Annotated in this window: 15 protein-coding genes; 7 read left to right on the top strand and 8 right to left on the bottom strand. The window is 72.7% G+C overall.

What is annotated here, in order from left to right:
- Window positions 1-58: 58 nt before the first annotated feature.
- Window positions 59-1,201: a LacI family DNA-binding transcriptional regulator gene (locus ACIBI5_RS03815; RefSeq protein WP_397242844.1), complete on the top strand. Its 1,143-nt coding sequence runs from the start codon at window positions 59-61 to the stop codon at window positions 1,199-1,201.
- Between the two features lie 21 nt (window positions 1,202-1,222).
- On the opposite strand, the gene ACIBI5_RS03810 is transcribed toward ACIBI5_RS03815, so the two are convergent.
- On the bottom strand, window positions 1,223-1,708 hold the full coding sequence (locus ACIBI5_RS03810) for a glutathione peroxidase (RefSeq protein ID WP_397242842.1): 486 nt from the start codon (window positions 1,706-1,708) through the stop codon (window positions 1,223-1,225).
- A 417-nt stretch (window positions 1,709-2,125) separates the two neighbouring features.
- Here ACIBI5_RS03810 and ACIBI5_RS03805 point away from each other — a divergent pair, with 417 nt between their 5' ends.
- Window positions 2,126-2,629 (top strand): transglycosylase SLT domain-containing protein, encoded by a 504-nt coding sequence (locus tag ACIBI5_RS03805; protein WP_397242840.1) that lies wholly within the window; start codon window positions 2,126-2,128, stop codon window positions 2,627-2,629.
- Here ACIBI5_RS03805 and ACIBI5_RS03800 read toward each other — a convergent pair.
- Complete coding sequence (locus ACIBI5_RS03800; protein WP_397097422.1) at window positions 2,626-3,315, bottom strand: TetR/AcrR family transcriptional regulator; 690 nt, start codon at window positions 3,313-3,315, stop codon at window positions 2,626-2,628. The genes ACIBI5_RS03805 and ACIBI5_RS03800 overlap by 4 nt on opposite strands.
- An 85-nt stretch (window positions 3,316-3,400) precedes the next feature.
- On the opposite strand from ACIBI5_RS03800, the gene ACIBI5_RS03795 reads away from it, so the two are divergent.
- The 5 genes from ACIBI5_RS03795 (at window position 3,401) to ACIBI5_RS03775 (ending at window position 10,129) form a co-directional block, all read left to right on the top strand.
- Window positions 3,401-4,519, top strand: coding sequence for a ferritin-like domain-containing protein (locus ACIBI5_RS03795; protein ID WP_397242838.1), 1,119 nt, complete (start codon window positions 3,401-3,403; stop codon window positions 4,517-4,519).
- A 32-nt stretch (window positions 4,520-4,551) separates the two neighbouring features.
- Entirely contained in the window at window positions 4,552-5,130 is a 579-nt protein-coding gene (locus ACIBI5_RS03790; protein WP_397242836.1) for a TetR/AcrR family transcriptional regulator, read from the top strand.
- 49 nt (window positions 5,131-5,179) lie between these two features.
- Window positions 5,180-5,935 (top strand): SDR family NAD(P)-dependent oxidoreductase, encoded by a 756-nt coding sequence (locus ACIBI5_RS03785; protein WP_397242834.1) that lies wholly within the window; start codon window positions 5,180-5,182, stop codon window positions 5,933-5,935.
- 224 nt (window positions 5,936-6,159) lie between these two features.
- Window positions 6,160-7,488, top strand: a complete 1,329-nt coding sequence (locus tag ACIBI5_RS03780) for an SWIM zinc finger family protein (RefSeq protein WP_397242832.1) — start codon at window positions 6,160-6,162, stop codon at window positions 7,486-7,488.
- A 91-nt stretch (window positions 7,489-7,579) separates the two neighbouring features.
- On the top strand, window positions 7,580-10,129 hold the full coding sequence (locus ACIBI5_RS03775; protein ID WP_397242830.1) for a hypothetical protein: 2,550 nt from the start codon (window positions 7,580-7,582) through the stop codon (window positions 10,127-10,129).
- A gap of 86 nt (window positions 10,130-10,215) precedes the next feature.
- On the opposite strand, the gene ACIBI5_RS03770 is transcribed toward ACIBI5_RS03775, so the two are convergent.
- The 6 genes from ACIBI5_RS03770 to ACIBI5_RS03745 are packed head-to-tail and all read right to left on the bottom strand — an operon-like array spanning window position 10,216 to window position 16,401.
- On the bottom strand, window positions 10,216-10,491 hold the full coding sequence (locus ACIBI5_RS03770; RefSeq protein WP_397242828.1) for a cation:proton antiporter: 276 nt from the start codon (window positions 10,489-10,491) through the stop codon (window positions 10,216-10,218).
- Window positions 10,488-10,748 (bottom strand): monovalent cation/H+ antiporter complex subunit F, encoded by a 261-nt coding sequence (locus ACIBI5_RS03765; protein ID WP_397242826.1) that lies wholly within the window; start codon window positions 10,746-10,748, stop codon window positions 10,488-10,490. Before ACIBI5_RS03765 ends, ACIBI5_RS03770 begins: the two co-directional genes overlap by 4 nt.
- Window positions 10,745-11,284, bottom strand: a complete 540-nt coding sequence (locus ACIBI5_RS03760; RefSeq protein WP_379618807.1) for a Na+/H+ antiporter subunit E — start codon at window positions 11,282-11,284, stop codon at window positions 10,745-10,747. The genes ACIBI5_RS03765 and ACIBI5_RS03760 overlap by 4 nt, the downstream gene beginning before the upstream one ends.
- Window positions 11,281-12,837, bottom strand: coding sequence for a Na+/H+ antiporter subunit D (locus tag ACIBI5_RS03755; RefSeq protein ID WP_397242824.1), 1,557 nt, complete (start codon window positions 12,835-12,837; stop codon window positions 11,281-11,283). Before ACIBI5_RS03755 ends, ACIBI5_RS03760 begins: the two co-directional genes overlap by 4 nt.
- Before the next feature lies 1 nt (window position 12,838).
- Window positions 12,839-13,648, bottom strand: coding sequence for a Na(+)/H(+) antiporter subunit C (locus tag ACIBI5_RS03750; RefSeq protein WP_397242822.1), 810 nt, complete (start codon window positions 13,646-13,648; stop codon window positions 12,839-12,841).
- Window positions 13,645-16,401 (bottom strand): Na+/H+ antiporter subunit A, encoded by a 2,757-nt coding sequence (locus ACIBI5_RS03745; RefSeq protein WP_397242820.1) that lies wholly within the window; start codon window positions 16,399-16,401, stop codon window positions 13,645-13,647. The genes ACIBI5_RS03750 and ACIBI5_RS03745 overlap by 4 nt, the downstream gene beginning before the upstream one ends.
- Window positions 16,402-16,411 lie beyond the last annotated feature (10 nt).

Here is a 16,411-nt window from a genome sequence, read left to right as displayed (position 1 = left end):
TGTCAAGAGCCAGGGGCAACACTGGAAAGCGCGTCGAAACCATGATGGAATCGTTTCCATGAAGAGGGCGACCATCAAGGATGTGGCCGAGGCGGCGGGCGTCGGCGTCGCGACCGTATCCCGGGTGCTGTCCGGCGGCTCGGCCAGCCCGCAGACCCGCGAGCGGGTGCTGGCCGTGGCCGCGCAGCTCGACTACCGGCCCAGCGCCCTCGGCCGCAACCTGCGCCAGCGGCGTACCGGCGGCATGGGCCTGCTCCTGCCCGACCTGACCGACAGCTTCTACGGCCAGTTGGCCGAGGGCGTGCTCGCCTGTGCCCGTTCGGCCGGGGAGCCGGTCGTGGTCGGCTCCACCGGCGACGATCCCGAGCAGGAGGCCGAGCTGATCGGCATGCTGCTGGAGCAGAGCGTCGACCGGGTGATCGCGGTGCCCTGCGGCGACGCCGACACCTGGCGTCCGGCGCTCAAGGCGGGCATGACCGTGGTGTTCGCCGACCGGCTGCCGGCCGAGCCCGACGCGGGCACGCCTCAGCCCGATCCGGGCGGAGCCGTACCGGAAGGTGAGCTGGAAGGCGCGCTGAGCGGCCTCAGCTCCGCGGCGCTGTCGGAGCTGATGATGCTCGACGGCGTCGGCGCGCTGCCCGGCGCCCGCCCGGCCGCGCCGCGTCCCGCCGCGCGGCCGCTGGACGTGCCCGCCATCCTCACCGACGACCGATCGGGCATCCGTACGGCGGTGCAGTACCTCAGAGGCCTGGGCCACCGCCGCATCGCCTACCTGGGCGGCCCCGGCCGCGAGCGCAGGGTGGAGGCGTTCCGCCAGGCCGTGGGCGGCGTGCCGGACGAGGAGCTGATCGTCTTCTCCGACGGCAGCCGCGACTCGGCCTACGCGGCGGCCTCCGGCCTCTTCCAGACGCGCCCCGACCTGACCGCGCTGGTGGCGGGCGGCAACATGCTGGGCGAGGCGGCGGTGCTGGCCGCGCGCGAACTCGACCTGCGCGTGCCCCGCGACCTGTCGGTGGTCATGTACGACGACGTGCCGTGGGCCGAGTTGTGCTCCCCGCCGCTGACGGTGATCGCCCAGCCGGCGCGTGACATGGGCTACCGGGCGGCCGAGCTGGTGCTGCGCGCCGGCTCCCGCCGCCCGCGCAGCGTGCTGCTGCCGACCGAACTGGTCATCCGCGGCAGCTGCGGCCCCCGCCTGTAGGCGTCCTCAAAGGAGGCGTCCTCAGAGCACGCCTTCGATCGCGCGCACGAGCTCGGGCGAGCCGGGCTCGGTGCCGGGGCGGAAGCGGCCGGCGACCGCGCCGTCCCGGGTGACGAGGAACTTCTCGAAGTTCCACTGGATGTCGCCGCCCGCGCCCTCGGCGTCGGCGGTCTTGGTCAGCTCGGTGTAGAGGGGGTGGCGGGTGTCGCCGTTGACGTCGGCCTTCTCCAGGAGCGGGAAGTCAACCCCGTAGGTCGTCGAGCAGAACTCCTGGATCTCCTCCGCCGAACCGGGCTCCTGGCCCATGAACTGGTTGCACGGCACGCCGACGACCGTGAAGCCGCGCGGGCCGTACTCCTGCTGGAGTTCGACCAGCCCGGAGTACTGCGGGGTCAGCCCGCAGCGGGAGGCCACGTTCACTATGAGTAGCGCCTTGTCGCCGGCGAGTTCGGCGAGTGTGGTGGGGACGTCCGCGAGGGTGCGGACGGGGATGTCACGAAGGCTCATGATCCCCACAGTACTCCTCCCCAATACCGCTCAGACCAGGCAAAACCCCACCCCCGGCGGTACGGCGGCGCGCCGGGCCCCATCTGGCCATCCACCCCCCGCGGGCGCTCTTCCCCAAGCGGGAACCGGATGTTCGAATCCCCCGGTCCAGGAAGCGGCCGGGCCAGGGCAACCCGACCCCGCCAGAACACAAAGTCCTGTCCTCGGGAGGCCCGAGGTCCCTGACCCGCGCCGACCCCGCGCATTAGAAAACGCCTAGGACATGTCGTGGAGCTTCCGGGCCACCCTCAACGGGCGGAACCAGATCCCGGGAAGCCGCGCGGACCCTCCTCATCCACGCCACGGATCGGGGATCGGCAGGTACAAGGCGGTGACGCTGAGTAATCGTCCGCACACGGCCTGACAGCAAGGATCGATTTGGACAGCAAACGCGCTCTGCGCAGCACCCTCGTCACCCTGCTCTCGTTCGCGGGAGCGACCGGCGGGAGTACTGCCGCCGCCTCGGCCGACACCGAGGTGGAGCACCGGGGTTTCTGGCGTACCAGTGTGGAGACACCGGACGTCAGGCGAGGGACCTGGAGCACCAAGGCCAGGCCCAAGACCACGCCCAGGCGGCCCGAGGGACGGAACAAGAGGATCGCGCTCGGCCTGGTGGTTCAGCGGGCCTGGTCGCTTCGCGAGTTCCAGTGCCTGGACAGCCTGTGGACCCGGGAGAGCAACTGGAACCACCGGGCGTACAACCGCTCGTCGGGCGCCTACGGAATCCCGCAGGCACTGCCCGGCGGCAAGATGCGGGGAGCCGGGCACGACTGGCGTTACAACCCGGCCACGCAGATCCGCTGGGGCCTGAAGTACATCAAGGGCAGGTACGGCAGGCCGTGCGGCGCTTGGGGCCACTTCAGGTCGCACAACTGGTACTAGGACAGCCGCTCAGGGGAAGGGGCGGCTGCCCCGGAAAGGGCATCCGGCGCGCCGGGTGCCCTTTTCCTGTGTACGGCGATCGCCTGGATGAGCAGTTCCACACCGAAGTCGAACTCCTCGTCCGGATCGCACGAGTCGAGCAGCGGCGCCAGCGAGGCGACGGTGGGGAACAACTCGGCGTCGACCCGCTCGGCCCGCATCCTGGCGGGCAGTGGCGCGAACGACGGCGTCACCCCGACCTCGCGCAGCAGCGAGCCCACGATGTAGGCGATGAACATGCGCAGCACCTTCACCGCCTCCGGCCCGTCGAACCCGGCGCTGCGCAACGTGGCCAGCGCCCGCTCCACCGGCAGCAGCCCGGCGTTGGAGTGGAGTTGCCGGCTGACGACCAGCATGGTCGAGCGCGGGTAGTGATGGGCGATCTGGCGGAAGGCGCGCGCCTGGATGCGGACCCGCTCGGTCCACTCGGCGCCGGGGTCGTCGGTGAACTCGATCTCGCTGAGCACCGCCTCGGCCACCTCGGACAGCAGGGCGTCCTTGTTGGGCACGTGGTTGTAGAGCGACATCACGCCCACGCCCAGGTCGGCGGCGATCCTGCGCATGGATATCGCGTCGGCGCCCTCGCGCTCGATGAGGCCGATCGCCGCGGTGACGATGCGCTTCTTGGACAGCGGCTCGGAGGGCATGGCTCATTCTAGTTTCATTGACGGACCCCGAGACTCCATGCGAGCCTGCAGACATACGTACGGTGTACGTCCCCCTGGAGGCGGCATGTCGACGCACGATCTCTACACGATCCCCGCGGAGCTCTCCACCTGGAACGTGGAGATGGCCGGTTCGAGCAGATTCACCTGGGAATACGACGACGGCCGCGACCGCATGCTCGCCCTGTACCAGAAGGGCAAGGACAAGCAGTGGGACTCCGCCAAGCGCATCGACTGGGACCTCGAGGTCGACCCGTACAACGTGCTCGGCATCCCCGACCAGACCATCGCCATCTACGGCACGCCGCTCTGGGACCGGATGGACGAGAAGACGCGCCAGGACGTGCGGCTGCACAGCGCCGCCTGGCAGTTCTCCCAGTTCCTGCACGGCGAGCAGGGCGCCATGATCTGCTCGGCGAAGATCGTCGAGTCGGTGCCCGACCTCGACTCCAAGTTCTACGCCGCCACCCAGACCATGGACGAGGCCCGCCACGCCGAGACCTACGCCCGTTTCCTGCAGGAGAAGGTCGGCCTGGCGTACCCCATCAACGAGCACCTCAAGGCGCTGCTCGACAGCACGCTCGGCGACTCCCGCTGGGACATGCCCTACCTCGGCATGCAGGTGCTCATCGAGGGCCTGGCCCTGGCCGCGTTCGGCGTCATGCGCGACATCACCACCAAGCCGCTGCCCAAGCAGATCCTCGCGTACGTCATGCAGGACGAGGCCCGCCACGTCGCCTTCGGCCGGATGGCGCTGCGCGACTACTACCAGAACCTGACCGAGGCCGAGCGCAACGAGCGCGAGGACTTCGTCATCGAGGGCTGCTACCTCATGCGCGACCGGCTGCGCGGCAGGGAGACCTGGGAGACGATCGGCCTGTCGAAGGCGGACGTCGAGGAGGCCATGCGGGCGGTCGACCAGTCCGAGTACCTGCGGCTGTTCCGGTCGCTGCTGTTCAGCCGGATCGTGCCCTGCGTGAAGGACATCGGCCTGTGGAGCCCGCGCCTGCAGCAGGCCTACGCCGACATGGGCGTCCTGGACATGGCCGGGCAGTCGCTGGACACGCTCATGCGGCAGGACGAGGAGATCGCCGACAAGCTCGACGAGGCCCGCTTCGCCGAGGAGGAGGCGGAGCGCCACGCCGAGGTCGCCGAGACCATCGCTCTGGGCGACGAGAATATTTGACCGGTCGTTCTTGAATGAGCTAGATTCCGGGCATGGCAAGGACGAAGGAGTTCGACCCGGACCTCGCGCTGCACCGGGCCATGGAGCTCTTCTGGCGCAAGGGCTACGAAGCCACCTCCATGGCCGATCTGGTCGAGCACCTGGGCGTGGCGCGGGCCAGCATCTACGCGACGTTCGGCGGCAAGCGCGAGCTCTACCTCCAGGCCTACGAGCGCTACCTGGAGAACGGGGTCGACTTCACCGGGCGGCTGGGCGGTCCCGGGCCGGTGCTGCCGGCCGTACGGGAGCTGGTGCGGCAGTACGCCGAGGAGGCGGCGCACGACGCGCAGCGGCGCGGCTGCCTGGTCGTCAACACCGCGGTCGAGCTCGCGCCGCACGACACCGAGATCGCCCGGCGCGTCCGCGTCAACTGGGACTTCGTCGAGGACAGCCTGGCCGCCGCGCTCTCCAGGGCGCGCGAGCGGGGCGAGCTGGCCGAGGACAAGGATCCGCGGGCGATCGCCCGCATGCTTCTCGTCGTGCTCCAGGGCCTGCGGGTGATCGGCAAGGCCTCCGACGACGCCGCGCGCGTGCGCGACGCGGCCGAGCAGGCGCTGTCACTGCTCGACTGATGTCCTTTTTCAAGACTGATCGTTCTTAAATATATCGAGGAGTCGTGTCATGCGTTTCAGCGACAAGGTCGTTCTGGTCACGGGTGGCGGCAGCGGGGTCGGGCGGGCCACCGCGCGGGCGTTCGCGCGGGAGGGCGCCGCCGTGATGGTGGCGGGGCGCAACGCCGGCGCGCTGAAGGAGACCGTCGAGCTCATCGCCGCCGACGGCGGCGAGGCCGCGGCCGTGGCCGCCGACGTGACGCGCGAGGACGACGTCGCCGCGATGGTGGCCGAGACCGTGCGCAGGTACGGCGGGCTGCACGTCGCCCACAACAACGCCGGCGTCCTCAGCGCTCTCGGCCCCGTCGCCGACCTCGACACCGAGACCTGGCGCCACGTCCTGGACGTCAACCTGACCGGCGTGTTCCTGTCGATGAAGCACGAGATCGCCCACATGCGCCTGCACGGCGGCGGCGCGATCGTGAACACCTCCTCCAACATCGGCGCGCACGGCCGCCGCCCCGGCTTCGCCGCCTACGCCACCTCCAAGGGCGCGGTGAGCCTGCTGACCAGGTCCGCGGCCCGCGACCACATCGGCGACGGCATCCGCGTCAACGCCGTCAGCCCCGGGGCCAACGAGGGTCCGATGTCGTCGCTGCCCGGCGAGAGCCACGAGGAGCGGGCCGCCCGCTACGCCTCGCTGATCCCGCTCGGCCGCATCGGCACGCTCGACGAGGTGAGCGCGGCGGTGCTCTGGCTGGCCTCGGACGAGGCCGGCTTCGCCGTCGGCCACGACCTGGTGATCGACGGCGGCGTCACCGCCTGACTCCGGCCGGGCGCACCAGCCCCAAACCCGCAAAAGCCACACACACCGCCCCGAGACAACCCGAAAGCACCGCGCGGACAGAGCCGGAAGAAGCGCGGACAGGACCGGAAGAGGCGCGCGGACCGGGCTGAAAGAGGCGAGCGGGCAGGGCCGAAAGCGGCGGGCGGGCAGGAGCGGAAGCGGCGTCGGCGATTTTGTCGGAGTCGATCTCTAACTTCACCGCCATGACTGCCGTTCAGGCGTACTCCTACGCCGCTCCCTCCTTCCTCGACGGCTCCCGGCTGGGCCTGTCCACCTCCGGCGGACGGGCGCTGTCCGGGCCGCTGCCCCGCCCGCGCTTCTTCAGCGGGCTGGTCACCGAAGCCGCCCCCGCCGCCGCCGGGCTGCTGGCCCTGTCGGACGTGGCGATGACCCGCTACCACCAGCCGCGTCCGGGCTGGACCCGCGACCCGGTGGTGACCTGCGACGGGCAGCGGCTGCGGATGGAGTCGTTCTCCGCGTGCGGCGGCGTCTACGCCCGGCTCGACCTGGCCGCGCTCGACGGCAACATCCTCGACCGCGGCACCACCAACGTCGACGTCAACGGCCCGCTGCGCGAGGCGCTGGCCCGCGTCGGCGGCAAGGACCCGCTCCACCTGGGCGTGGGCGCCGACGAGATGGCCGTCACCACCCTCGACGGCGCGGTCGTGGAGAAGAAGGTCCCACTGCCGCCGCGCTGGCTGCGCGGCTTCGCCGAGGTCCAGGTCATCGCCGCCGGATTCGACCTGCGCGCGGAGCTGACCGGCCCGCACGCGGTGCGCTTCCTGCGCTCGCTGCCGCGCGCCGCCGGCGCCACCGTCTGGGTCACTCCCGCCGGACGCGACCTGCGCGTCCACACCGACGCCAGGACCGGCGCCGTCTGCCTGGCGGGCGCGGGCCGCGTCGCGACGCTCCTGCCCCTGCTGCGCTTCGCCAAGGCCCTTCGCGTGTACGGCCCGGCCGCCGGATCCGGCTCCACCGCGAGCGTATGGGAGCTGGAGCTGCCCGGAATGCGCTACACACTGGCCATCTCCCCCGCTCCCTCGCGCGGTTTCTCCGGCGAGGGCGCGGTACTCGACCACCTGTCCACCGACGAGGCGGCGGGCGACGCCGACGTGCTGGCCCCGCTGCTCGCCTTCGAACCGGCCATCGAGGTCGGCGCGCTGGCCGACGCCTCCGGCCTGACGCCGGTCCGGGTGCGGGCCGCGCTGACCCAGCTCGGCACGGCGGGCCGGGTCGGCTACGACCTCCACGAGAGCGCCCACTTCCACCGGGAACTCCCCTACGACCGCGACCAGGTCGCCGAGCTCAACCCCCGGCTGACCGCCGCCCGCGCGCTGGCGTCCTCCGGCGCGGTGCGGGTGTCAGGCGATCGCGCCGAGGTGACCACGCCGGGCGGCGTCAGGATCGTCGGGCTGGCGGCCGGCTCGTGCACGTGCGAGTGGTGGTTCGACCACCGCGGTTCACGCGGGCCGTGCAAACACGTGCTCGCCGCCCGCATCGTCGCCCGCGTAGCCGTCGAGGTGAACGCATGAGCAGGCCAGACGCGGGCGAGCCGCGCGGCCGTCGGGCTGAGCACGTGAGCGGGCTGACGCGAGAGAGCCGCGCGGCCGTCGGGGTGGTCGCGTGAACGGCCGGGCGTGGGAGGCTGTGCGCAAGGGGATCACCCGGGCCGACGCCGGTGAGGTCGCCGAGCGGGTCCTGGAGCTCGACGAGGCCGGGCGGCGCGAGGTCGCCCGCGAGCTGCCCGGCCACATCGCCCCGGCCAGGACGGCGCAGCGGCGGCTGGCCGAACGGCGGCGCACCTGGGACTGGCAGCTGACCCAGGAGTGGATCGAGCCCATGAGGGTGGCGGGAGCGGGCACGATCGGCGGGGCGGCGGCGGTCGCGAGCTGGCTCTTCCGGCGCGAGTTCGCCCGATGGTCACCGGCTTCCGACATGGAGCCGCTGCTGAAGGTCATCGCGGCCCGCCCGGCCGCGTGGCAGGCGGACCTGGCCGTACGGCTCGCGCTGCGGCTGCGCGGCTCGCGCGCCCAGGCCGATGACGACAGCGCGGCCCTGGCGCTGGAGCTGCTGCGCAGGACCGGGACCGTGCCGCCCGACCACGAACCGCTCGTGGCCGCCTGGGTCGCCCTGCCGCCCAGGCTGCCCGACGATCCGCTGGCGGCGCACCTGCTGCCGCGGATGTTCGAGGCGGAAGGGGTGGGCCGGGCCCTGCGCGAGGACCGGATCGAGCCGCCACGGTGGGAGTGGGAGCCGCAGCACTCGTGGCTGCGCACGCTGCGCGACCTGGCCGCCTCCGGCGTCCTCGACCGCGAGATGCTCATCGACGGCTGCGTGCGCCGGTTCCTGCGCGGCGGCAACGCCGCCGACCTGCGCTTCTTCGTCCGCCTGCACGAGCTGCTCGACCCCGCCCCGAACCCCGGCCGCGCCCGCGACTACCTGCGGCTGCTGCCCGCCACGCCGGGGCCGATCGCCGAAGTGGCGCTCAAGCAGTTACGCGGCACGCTCGACGGCGACGACGCCGGTGAGGCGGTGTCCGCGCTGCTGTTCCGGCCCGAGAGCAAGCTGGTGCGGGCCGGGCTGACCTGGCTGGACCGTCTGGCCCGCGAGAGCGACGGTGACCTCGACCACCTGGCGCCCGCGCTGGCGTCGGCGTTCCTGTGCGAGTCCTACCCGGTCCAGGAGCGGACGGTACGGCTGGCCGTACGGCATGCGGGGCGCTTCACTCCCGTCGGCGCCGAGGCGGTGCGCGAGGCGGCGACGGTGCTGCCGGCGGACCTGCTGGGCCGGTTGGCCGAGGCGTACGGCCACGTGGAGCCGGACGCCGGCCTGGACGACGGGTTCCTGGCGGTTCCGCTGCCGGAGGTCAAGCGGCCGGTGCTTGAGCCGGATCCGTTCGAGCAGTGGCTCGACGGGTTCGTCCGCGACGCGCCGGCGGCGGCCGGGCGGCGACCTCCGCCGGGCGCCGTGCGCGGGGCGCTGATGGCGGTGCTGAACCGGCCTCTGTCCCGGAGCCGTCTCGACGCCGAGCGCACCTGGGCCAGCGTGGAGCTGTGGGTGGAGGCGCTGCTGCGCGAGGCCGCCCATCCGGGTGAGAGCACGGGGCAGCCGCGGGATCGCCTGCCGAAGCGGCGTGCGGTCGCCGCGCCGTACCGGATGACGCTGGAGCGTTGCGCCGAGATCCTGGCGGGGCTGCGGGCCGGGACGCTGCCGCCGTACCTGCTGGCGCTGCCCACGACGGCGGCGGGGCAGGTCGAGGCCGCCGAGCTGGTCACCCGGCTGGAGGGTTACGAGCGGACCGGGGCGGTGGCGCTGCCCGCCGACCTGCAGCAGGCGCTGCTGAGGCTGCCGCGCGCGGTCCCGGCGGAGGTGGCCGAGCGTGCCGGGCGGCTCACGTCCGAGGCGGGCCGCACGCTGGCGCGCTGGCTGGCCGACCGGCCCGAGCCGCGCCCGCGGGTGCTGTGGCACGAGCAGCGCCCGAAGGTCGTCGCGCACCTGGAGCCGACCGGGCTCGATCTGGTCGACGCGCTGCTCGGCGGCGCCTCCTCCGCCCGCCGCGGCGAGTCGATGGAGGACTGGCACCGGGTGCTGCCGTCGGACCGGGAGGCGCTGGCCATGCACATGCTGCCGTACGCGAGCGCGAGCTGGGAGCGGCCGGCGCACTTCGCCGACCACGTCTCCGCCCTGTTCCACCTGGAGGGCCCGGCCGGTGAGGCCGTCGGGGCGCTGCTGGCGGCGCTGCTGGGCGAGCACGGCTGGTACATGCCGGCGGAGCGGGCCGAGCGGCTGCTGCTGGAGGCCGCGGCCACCGGCGGCCTGCCCGGCGAGCGGTGCGGCCACCAGCTCGGCCTGGGGCTGCGGGCGGGCGTGATCAAGGCGGCCGACGTCCGTTCGTCCCTGGAGTCCTGTGCCAGGCAGGGCGCGCACCGCGAGGTCTGGGAGTTGATGACCGGCCTGCTCACGTCCTACCTGCCGGCGGCCGGCGAGCGGGGCACCACCACCCACACCAGGACCCTCGCCTTCGCCCTGGACGTCGCCCGCTGGGCCGGGGCCACGGGCACGGTGCCGGTCGTCGCGCACCTCGCCGACCGGCCCCGCTCCAACGCCCTGGTCCGCGCGGCCCGCGTCCTGGACGACCACCTCACCGCGCGGGAGGCCCGCCAGGCCTCATGACGCGGACCCGCGGTCAGCCGGACGGCGCGGGCGTGTGGTCAGGTCAGACAGCGGGGGCATGGTCAGGTCGGACGGCGCGCGGGTGGTCAGTCGGACAGGTACGCGGCGCGGCCGACCACGTAGGTGGCCACGGCCACGGTGATGATCTGCGCGCAGCCCACGATGAGCAGCGGTCCGCCCACGGCCGCCGTGGGCTCGCGCAGCCACATGCCGGCCAGGATGAGCAGGATGCCGGGCACCTGGGGCTTGCTGCCGGCGTGCATGCGGGCCAGAGTGCCGGGGAAGCGGACCAGCCCGATCCCGGCCACGAAGGTCAGCGCGGCGCCGAGCAGCAGGCAGGTTCCGGCGAGGATGTCGGTCATCGGCCGCTCCTGGCGAAGAACCTGGCCAGGCAGACCGACCCGACGAAGCCCAGCAGCGACAGGACGAGCAGGATCGGCATCGCCGAGTATTCGCGGTAGAAGGCGGCGGCGGTGCCGACGGCGCACATGGCCACGGCCGTCAGCACGTCGAAGGCGACCGCCCGGTCCAGCATCGAGGGGCCGCGGGCCAGCCGGTAGACGGTCATCGCCGCCGCGCTGCCGAGCAGGATCACCACCGCGGCGTAGACCACGCTCATCGGAGTTCCTCCCTGTCGGCCCTGGTGCCGAAGACGGCGATCACCCGGCTTTCGAGCCGGGTGACCTCCTCCTGGACAGAGCCGGTGTCGGTGGTGCCGAGCACGTGCACGACCAGTTCCTTCCTTCCGGTGTAGGCCTCGACGACGAGGCTGCCGGGCAGCGACGACAGCGCCACGATGATCAGCGTGGTCATCGGCTCCGACGAGGTGCGCAGCGTCGCGGTGGCCAGGTGGACCGGTGGGTCGCAGGCCCCCGGCCGCAGCGCCCACCAGGCCACGCGCACGCTGGAGACGACCATGTCCAGCGCGTAGCGGGGCAGGAAGGCCAGCAGCGCGACGGGCCTGAGCCGGATGCCGGGGTCGAGCAGCGGCAGCGGCAGCATCCAGGAGATGACCGCCCCGGCCAGCAGCCCGCCCAGGACGTTGCCGACGCTGAGGTCGCCCCACAGCAGCACCCAGACGAGCGCCAGCCAGATCACCAGCGGCAACGGCACGTGCCGCCCGAACACCCGCGGCGCGAACAGTCGCGTCCTCATCGGCCGCTCCCCGACACGGCCTCCAGGTACGGCTGCCGCGCCATCAGCTCACCGGCGGCCCGCCCGGCCAGCGCCGACAGCGGCCCGGCCAGAACCGTGTACGACAGGGCCAGCACGACCAGCGCCGCCGTGGCCGCCACCATGGGCCAGGGCGGCAGCACGGTGGTGCGGATCGCGCCCTCCTCCGACGACTCCTCGCTGTCCAGCACGGTCTCCTCCGCTCCGTCCGCGGCCGGCGGGCTGCGCCAGAACGCCTTGCCCCAGGTCTTGGCCACCGCGTACAGGGTCAGCAGGCTGGTCACGAGGCTGCCGGCGACCAGGGTGAGCGCCAGCGGCCCGCCGTCGGCCAGCCCCGCCTGGACCAGCAAAAGTTTCCCCAAAAATCCTGACATAGGGGGTATCCCGGACAGGTTCATGGCGGGAATGAAGAAGAGCACGGCGATCAACGGGGCCAGCCGCATCAGCCCGCCGAGCCGGTCCACGGACGTGGTGCCGGTGCGCCGCTCGATCAGTCCGGTCACCAGGAAGAGGCTGGTCTGGACGGTGATGTGGTGCACGACGTACATGACGGCGCCGGCCATGCCCGCGATCGACGACAACGCGACGCCGTACACCATGTAGCCGATGTGACTGACCAGGGTGAAGGAGAGCATGCGTTTGATGTCGGTCTGGGCGACGGCGCCCGCGACGCCGATCAGCATGGTCAGCAGGGCGGCCCACATGAGGATCGTGGACACGGGCCCGCCGGGGAACAGCAGGGCCTCCAGCCGGATGATCGAGTAGATGCCGACCTTGGTCAGCAGGCCGGCGAAGACGGCGGTGGCCGGGGCGGGGGCGGTGGGGTAGGAGTCGGGCAGCCAGGCGGACATGGGGAAGACCGCCGCCTTGATCGCGAAGACCAGCAGCAACGTGAGCTCGACCAGCAGTTTGAGGTGCTGCGGCAGCCCGGCGAAACGCTCGGCGAGCTGGGCCATCGACAGGGTGCCCGTGCTGGCGTAGGTGATCGCGAGCGCGATCAGGAAGAGCATGGACGAAGCCAGCCCCATGACCGTGTACGTGGCGCCGGCCCGGATGCGCGGCAGGGTCCCGCCGAAGGTGAGCAGCACGTACGAGCCGCCCAGCAGCATCTCGAAGGCGACGAACAGGTTGAACAGGTCGCCGGACAGAAACGCGTCCGCCACCCCCGCGACCATGATCAGGTACGCCGGGTGGAAGATCGCCATCGGCGCCAGGTGCTCCTGGTCGGCGTAGGCGTTGGCCAGCGAGTAGAGCATGACGCAGAACGTCACCGCCGACGACACCACCAGCATGAGCGTGGACAGGCGGTCGGCGACCAGGCAGATGCCGGTCGGCGCCGGCCAGCCCCCTACGCACGCGACCAGCGGGCCGCCGCGGTCGGCCGCCACGAGCAGGATCAGCGAGATCACGACCATGGCGCCCAGCGTCGCCAGGCTGATCAGCGCGTGCAGCCGGCGCAGCCGCCCGCCGATGGCCAGCTTCAGCGCCGCGGCCAGCAGGGGCAGCAGCACCGGCGCGGGGATCAGCGCCTGCACGTCAGTCCTCCCCTTCCAGCTCGGGATCCTGGGCGAGCGCCTGCCTGCGCAGGTCCTCGCGGATCGCCGCCCGCAGCTTCCTGCGCGCCTCGCGCTGCCTGGTCCGCAGCTTGCGCCGCAGTTCCTGCTCGGCGGCGTCCTGCTCGCGCCGCCTGCGGGCGAAGTCGTCGCGCAGCTCGCGTACCCGATCGTCCTTGCCGCGGGCCTGGGCCTCCTCCTGCTGCCTGGCCTCCTCGAAGCGGCGCAGCAGTTCCTCCGAGGTCAGCCCGTCGTTCTTGTGCGCCTCCATCCAGCGGCCGAGGTCCACGTTGATCTCCAGGATCCGCGACTCCAGCTCGGCGGCCGCGCGGCGTTCGCGCTCGATCCGCTCGGCGTCCAGGCGGGCCAGTTCGGCGCGCTGGTCGGCGACGAGCCGTTCGTAGGACTTCTCCCTGTCGCGCAGCCCCCGGCTCAGCTCGCCCGCGGTGGCCCTGATGCGCACCCGGCGGTCCTCGGTGTCGTCCTGCACCGCGTCGTCGCCGGTCAGCTGCCACGAACGGTGCGCCATGGCCAGCAGGAAGGCGGTCACGCCGAGCGTGATCACGATCGAGGTCAGGACCATCGCCTGCGGCAGCGGGTCGGCCATCCCCTCGGTGCCGGCGAACGGCGGGCGGCCCGCCGGCCCGCCCGCGGTGACGATCAGCAGGTTGACGCCGTTCGACAGGACGATGACGCCGACCAGGATCCTGACCAGGCTCCGCTCCAGCAGCAGCGTGACGCCCACGGCGATGAGCACCGCGGACAGCGCGAACGGCACCAGCGGCAGGCTCACGAGCCCTCCATCTGCCGGTCCAGCTCGGCCCCCAGGCCGCGCAGGACGTCGCCGACCATGCCGACCACGGACAGATAGATGCCGAAGTCGAACAACAGCACCGTCGACAGGTGCAAGGTCCCGACCAGCGGGAGCGTCACGTCGGCCGCGAGCATCCGCAGCGTGTCCCCGCCCGCGCCCCACCCGATCAGCGCGCAGCACACCGAGAGCGTCAGCCCCACCCCGATCAGCACGCCGGCGTTGACCGGCAGCGCCCTGGCCAGCTCGTAACGCCCGCCCGCCAGGTAGCGCACCGCCACCGCGAGCCCGGCCACGATGCCGCCCGCGAACCCGCCGCCCACCCTGCCGTGCCCGGTGAGCAGCAGGAACACCGACAGCAGCAGCATCGTGTGGAAGGTCAGCCTGGCCACGATCTCGAAGATGACCGAGCGCTGGCCGGCCGGCAGCGTGGCCGACAACCAGTGCGCGCGTCCGTCCGGGAGCGGCGCCGCGTCCTCGCGTTCGAGGCTGAAGGTACGGCGGCGCAGGAAGACCAGGCTCGTCACGCCGAGCGTGAGCACGATGATCACCGAGCTCTCGCCCAGCGTGTCCCAGGCGCGGATGTCCACCAGGAGCGCGCTGACGATGTTCGTCGCCCCCGCCCGCTCGGCCGCCGCCGCCAGCTGCGTCCCGACCGGTACGGCGGTGCGCTCGTGCAGCGCCACCATCCCCGCCCCCGCGGCCACGACCCCGGTGACCAGGCCCAGGCCCAGCCGCAGCCCGAACGGCACCCGGGCCGAGTCGCGCGCCGGGCTGACCGGCAGCCGCCTGAGCACCAGCGCGAACATCACCAGGCTGAGCGTCTCGGCGAGGAACTGGGTGAGCGCCAGGTCGGGCGAGCCGTGGACCAGGAACAGCAGGGCGGCGCCATAGCCGGTGACGCCGGCCATCAGCGCGAGCAGGATGTGGCCGCGCACGAACAGCAGGGCGACGGCTCCGGCCGTCAGGACCGCGCCGATGACCGGCTGCTCCGGCCTGGCCCAGGCGGTGACGTCGAGGTCGAGGACGGGGGCGCCGCCGTACAGGAAGGAGAAGCAGCCGGTGGCGGCCATGACGGCCAGGGCGAGCGTGAGGTAGGCGGGCAGGGAGCCGCGCTGGAGGAGCCCGGTGAGGATGGTGGCGTTGCGGTCCACACCGCGCATGAACGCCCAGTAGAGCTGGGCGGCGTCGAGCACGTGGAGGGAGGCTCCGAGCCTGGCCACGGGTTCCCTGATCAGGAAGAGGGCCAGGCCGAAGACGAGGGCGACCGCCGACAGGGCGAGCGGGGTCACGGCGCCGGACCACAGGGCCAGGTGGACCTCCGGGCCGTGGTCGGGGTAGGTGGCGGTGTAGGGGGTCATGGCCGCGCCGTACCGGCCGGCGGCGACGGCGGTGGCGAGGCCGAGGACGGACAGCAGCGCGGGCGGGATGAACATCGGCGCCGGCGTGGGCCGCACCGGCGTGGGCGTCAGGCCGGGCTTGGCGGCGAAGGCGCCCCAGAGGAAACGGGCGGTGTAGGCGACGGTCAGCACCGAGCCGAGCACGACACCGGCCAGGACGAACGGGTCGTGCAGCAGGGCCTCGAAGGCGGCTTCCTTGCCGGCGAAGCCGAGCAGCGGCGGCAGCCCCGCCATCGACGCGGCGGCCAGGACGGAGGCGGCGCACACCCACGGCATCGTGGTGCGCAGCCCGCTCAGCACGGTCAGGTCGCGGGAGCCGGTGGCGTGGTCGACAATTCCGACGACCAGGAACAGCGCCGCCTTGAACAGGGCGTGCGCCAGCAGCATGGCCACGCCCGCGAGCGCCGCCGCGCCCGTGCCCGCGCCGAACAGCACGGTGAGGAAGCCGAGCTGGCTGACGGTGCCGTAGGCGAGCAGGCGTTTCAGGTCGGTCTCGCGCAGCGCCCGCCAGCCGGCCATCAGCATGGTCGCCAGGCCCAGCGGCACCGCGACCAGCCGCCACACCGCCACGTCGCCGAACGCCGGCCCGAGCCGGGCCAGCAGGTAGATGCCCGCCTTCACCATCGCGGCCGCGTGCAGGTACGCCGAGACCGGGGTCGGGGCGGCCATCGCGCCGGGCAGCCACAGGCTGAACGGGAAGATCGCCGACTTGGCCAGCGCGCCGGCCAGCACCAGGACCAGCGCCGCCGCCACCATGCCGCCCTGGGGCGGGTCGGCCACGATCCGCGAGATCCGGTACGTGCCGGCCGCCTGGCCGATGATGACCAGCCCCGCCAGCATCGCCAGCCCGCCGAGCGTGGTGACGGTGAGCGCCTGCATGGCGGCGACCCGGCTGGCCCGGCTCTCGGGGTCGTAGCCGATCAGCAGGTAGGAGAAGACGGTGGTCAGTTCCCAGAAGACGTACAGCAGGAGCAGGTCGTCGGCGACCACCAGCCCGAGCATGGCCCCCGCGAACGCCACCAGGAAGCCGGCGAAGCGCCCGAGCCCCTGGGCGTCCCGCCCGAAGTAGCGCGAGCAGTACCACAGGACCAGCGCCCCGATCCCGGTCACCAGCGTCACCATGAGCGCCGACAGCTCGTCGACCCGGAAGGCCAGCTCCAGCCCGAGCTGCGGCGCCCACGCGCGCGTGTGCTCGTACGGCACCCGCCCCGCGACGAACACCAGGGCGATCGCCGGGACCGCCGCCAGCACCGTGAAGGCGCCCCTGCCCATCACCCGCACGAGCACCGGCGCGCACATCGCCGCCACGGCGTGCAGGATCAGCAGCGGCTCCATGCGCTCCTCA

The sequence above is a fragment of the Nonomuraea sp. NPDC050540 genome (assembly GCF_044457485.1).
In the GTDB taxonomy this organism is placed as follows: domain Bacteria; phylum Actinomycetota; class Actinomycetes; order Streptosporangiales; family Streptosporangiaceae; genus Nonomuraea.
Note: the sequence above shows the minus strand (reverse complement) of the source record. Positions and strands in the feature narration are given on the sequence as shown.

What these genes read in the sequence shown, in the direction of transcription:
- ACIBI5_RS03815 (WP_397242844.1), top strand. Translation starts at nt 59, where the DNA reads ATGAAGAGGGCGACCATCAAGGATGTGGCCGAGGCGGCGGGCGTCGGC.
- ACIBI5_RS03810 (WP_397242842.1), bottom strand. Translation starts at nt 1,708, where the DNA reads ATGAGCCTTCGTGACATCCCCGTCCGCACCCTCGCGGACGTCCCCACC.
- ACIBI5_RS03800 (WP_397097422.1), bottom strand. Translation starts at nt 3,315, where the DNA reads ATGCCCTCCGAGCCGCTGTCCAAGAAGCGCATCGTCACCGCGGCGATC.
- ACIBI5_RS03795 (WP_397242838.1), top strand. Translation starts at nt 3,401, where the DNA reads ATGTCGACGCACGATCTCTACACGATCCCCGCGGAGCTCTCCACCTGG.
- ACIBI5_RS03790 (WP_397242836.1), top strand. Translation starts at nt 4,552, where the DNA reads ATGGCAAGGACGAAGGAGTTCGACCCGGACCTCGCGCTGCACCGGGCC.
- ACIBI5_RS03785 (WP_397242834.1), top strand. Translation starts at nt 5,180, where the DNA reads ATGCGTTTCAGCGACAAGGTCGTTCTGGTCACGGGTGGCGGCAGCGGG.
- ACIBI5_RS03780 (WP_397242832.1), top strand. Translation starts at nt 6,160, where the DNA reads ATGACTGCCGTTCAGGCGTACTCCTACGCCGCTCCCTCCTTCCTCGAC.
- ACIBI5_RS03770 (WP_397242828.1), bottom strand. Translation starts at nt 10,491, where the DNA reads ATGACCGACATCCTCGCCGGAACCTGCCTGCTGCTCGGCGCCGCGCTG.
- ACIBI5_RS03765 (WP_397242826.1), bottom strand. Translation starts at nt 10,748, where the DNA reads ATGAGCGTGGTCTACGCCGCGGTGGTGATCCTGCTCGGCAGCGCGGCG.
- ACIBI5_RS03760 (WP_379618807.1), bottom strand. Translation starts at nt 11,284, where the DNA reads ATGAGGACGCGACTGTTCGCGCCGCGGGTGTTCGGGCGGCACGTGCCG.
- ACIBI5_RS03745 (WP_397242820.1), bottom strand. Translation starts at nt 16,401, where the DNA reads ATGGAGCCGCTGCTGATCCTGCACGCCGTGGCGGCGATGTGCGCGCCG.